At 73.3% G+C, this 2925-nt stretch carries 5 protein-coding genes; all 5 read left to right on the top strand.

From position 1 onward, the window contains the following. On the top strand, positions 1-403 hold a 403-nt coding region (locus D8M29_RS10525; protein WP_148111583.1), incomplete at its 5' end, for a TSUP family transporter. Between the two features lie 130 nt (positions 404-533). Then, positions 534-1121, top strand: a complete 588-nt coding sequence (rimP, locus tag D8M29_RS10520; protein WP_036314068.1) for a ribosome maturation factor RimP — start codon at positions 534-536, stop codon at positions 1119-1121. 1 nt (position 1122) lies between these two features. Further along, positions 1123-2109 carry a transcription termination factor NusA gene (gene nusA / locus D8M29_RS10515; RefSeq protein WP_036314069.1) on the top strand — a complete coding sequence of 329 codons (987 nt, stop codon included), beginning with the start codon at positions 1123-1125 and terminating at the stop codon, positions 2107-2109. Between the two features lie 42 nt (positions 2110-2151). Then, on the top strand, positions 2152-2493 hold the full coding sequence (locus tag D8M29_RS10510; RefSeq protein WP_078025530.1) for a YlxR family protein: 342 nt from the start codon (positions 2152-2154) through the stop codon (positions 2491-2493). A 191-nt stretch (positions 2494-2684) separates the two neighbouring features. Next, positions 2685-2925: translation initiation factor IF-2 N-terminal domain-containing protein (locus D8M29_RS10505; protein WP_148111582.1), on the top strand; the 241-nt coding region annotated here is incomplete at its 3' end.

The following is a 2925-nucleotide window of genomic DNA, read 5'->3' as shown; positions in this document are numbered from 1 at the left end:
GGTCGCCGGCGTGGGGCCGCGGCGGAGCACCGCGCTGGCCCGGGCCGTGGCGCTCGGCGCGGCGGTGGGCTTCTACGACGGCGTCCTCGGCCCCGGCACGGGCACGTTCCTCATCCTGGGGCTGGTCCTGCTGCTCAAGTTCGACTTCCTGCACGCCTCGGCACAGGCGAAGGTGGTCAACCTCGCGACCAACCTCGGCGCGCTCGCGTACTTCGTGCCCTCGGGGCACGCGGTGCTGGGCCTGGGGCTGCTGCTCGGCGCGGCCAACCTCATGGGCGGCTACGTGGGGGCCCGCATGGCGATCGCCCGCGGCACCGGCTTCATCCGCGTGGTGTACCTCATGGTGGTGACCGCGCTCATCGTCAAGGTCGGCGCGGACACCCTCGCCCCGCTGCTGCGCTGAGCTCGCCCCGTCCAACCCGGTCGGGAGCACTCGGCCCCGCCGTGGGCCGCCGGTAGGCTCGGCCCCGGATCCCGACCCCGGCCCCCGCCCGCGTGGCGCGGCGGCCCCGACCCGACGAGTGAGGCACCCCATGGACAGCACCGACCGCCGCGACGACCTCGCCGAGCTGCGCACCCGCGTCGAGGAGGCCCTGGCGGCCGACGACGTGGTGGTGGAGCAGGTGCGCGCCACGGGCACCGCCGAGCACCGCACCGTCGAGGTGGTCCTCGACCGCGCCTCGGGCACCCAGGGCCTGAGCCTGGACGACGTCGCCCGCCTCTCCGGCCGGGTCTCCGCCGCCCTCGACGCCCTGGGCGACCACGTGCCCGGCGTCGGCGCGGGGGAGTACCTGCTGGAGGTCACCACCGCGGGCGTGGACCGCCCGCTCACCGAGCCCCGCCACTTCGCCCGCAACGTCGGCCGTCTCGTCGAGGTCTCGGTCGACGGCGCCGCGCCCGTGACCGCCCGCCTGAAGGACGTGACGGACGACGACGTCGAGCTGGCCGTGGTGCGCCCGCCCGCGAAGAAGGGCATGAAGGCCAAGGAGCTGCCCGCCGAGCGGGTCGCCCTCGACCGCCTCGGTCCGGCGATCGTGCAGGTAGAGTGGAGCCCCGCTCAGCAGGCCGGCGACGCCGACGCCGCCGCGGGCGAGGACACGGCCGAGCACACGGAGGCATGAGTTGGACATCGACATGAGCGCGCTGCGCATGCTGGAGGCGGAGCGGGAGATCCCGATGGACCGCCTCATCCCCACCATCGAGCAGGCCCTGCTCATGGCGTACCACCGCACCCCGGGGGCCCTGAAGCGCGCCCGCGTGGAGATCGACCGCGCGACCGGCCACGTCACCGTGTGGGCCACGGAGCTGGACGAGGACGACACGCCCATCGGCGAGTTCGACGACACCCCGAACGGCTTCGGCCGGGTGGCCGCCTCCACGGCGCGCCAGGTGATGATCCAGCGCATGCGCGAGGAGGACGACGACAAGGTCCTCGGCGAGTTCAAGGACAAGGAGGGCGAGCTCGTCTCCGGCGTCATCCAGCAGGGCCTGAACCGCCACATGGTCCAGGTGAACCTCGGCACCCTCGAGGCCGTCCTCCCGCCGCCCGAGCAGGTGCCCGGCGAGGACTACGCCCACGGCCGCCGGATCCGCGCCTACGTGGTCTCCGCGACGCGCGGCGCCAAGGGCCCGTCCGTCACGGTGTCCCGCTCGCACCCCGGCCTCGTGCGCAAGCTCTTCGAGCTCGAGGTCCCGGAGATCGCGGACGGCTCGGTCGAGATCACGGCGCTGGCCCGCGAGGCCGGCCACCGCACCAAGATGGCCGTGCGCGCCACCCGCCCCGGGGTGAACGCCAAGGGCGCCTCCATCGGGGAGATGGGCAGCCGCGTGCGCGCCGTCATGACGGAGCTCAACGACGAGAAGATCGACATCGTCGACCACGTGGACGACCCCGCCGCGATGATCGCCAACGCCCTCTCGCCCGCCACGACCGTCTCGGTGGAGATCCTCGACGCGGACCAGCACTCGGCCCGCGCCGTGGTGCCGGAGTACCAGCTGTCCCTGGCCATCGGCAAGGAGGGCCAGAACGCCCGCCTCGCGGCCAAGCTCACGGGCTGGCGGATCGACATCGTCGGCGACGGGGTCACCACCTCCGCCCCGGGCCGCTGACCGTCCCCGGGAACAGATCCGGGCCCGGACGCGCTAGGATGGATGAGGTCCTTTCTCGATCCGACGCCCGTGAGGGGTGAACGCATGACGTCTCGGACGGTCGTGCGCACCTGCATCGGATGCCGATCGAGGGCGGACCAGCAAGAGCTGGTGCGCGTCGCCCTGGACTCCTCGACGGAACCCCCATCCGTCGTCTGGGACCCGGAACGACGCCGTCCCGGCCGGGGTGCGTGGCTGCATCCCGGCGAGGACTGCCTCCACCTCGCCCTGCGCCGCCGCGCGTTCGGGCGGGCCTTCCGGTCCGCCGTCGACGCCGACGCGCTGGGCCGCACCGCGGAGGCACCGGCTGACAGACCGACAGATGAAGGCGGGTCAGAGATCTGATGCGTACCCGATGAGCACTGAAGCATGAGTGCCCAGCGATGAACTTCACCCCCTGCTATCAGGCAGGCCGTGGTGCGCGTGCCCTGGTGGCGCGCGCGACGGCCTGGAGCAACGTCAACGGTCCCAGGACGCGCTGAGACGGACAGCCCGAGCGGCTCCGTTCCGGCCCGTGGGGCCAGAACAGGAGAACCGTGGCCAAGGTCCGCGTCCATGAGCTCGCCAAGGAGCTCGGCATCACCTCGAAGGAGGCCTTGAGCACGCTCAAGGACCTCGGCGAGTTCGTCAGCTCGGCTTCGTCCACCATCGAGCCCCCGGTGGTCAAGAAGCTGCGCAACGCCTACCCGGGCGCCGGCAAGTCCGCCGCCAAGCCCGGGTCCACGCCCGCCGCCCCGGCCGCGGGCCGTCCCGCCGCACCGAAGCCGGCGGCCGCCC

Origin of the sequence: Micrococcus sp. HSID17227 (assembly GCF_003989405.1) — a bacterium.
Taxonomy (GTDB): domain Bacteria; phylum Actinomycetota; class Actinomycetes; order Actinomycetales; family Micrococcaceae; genus Micrococcus; species Micrococcus luteus.
Note: the sequence above shows the minus strand (reverse complement) of the source record. Positions and strands in the feature narration are given on the sequence as shown.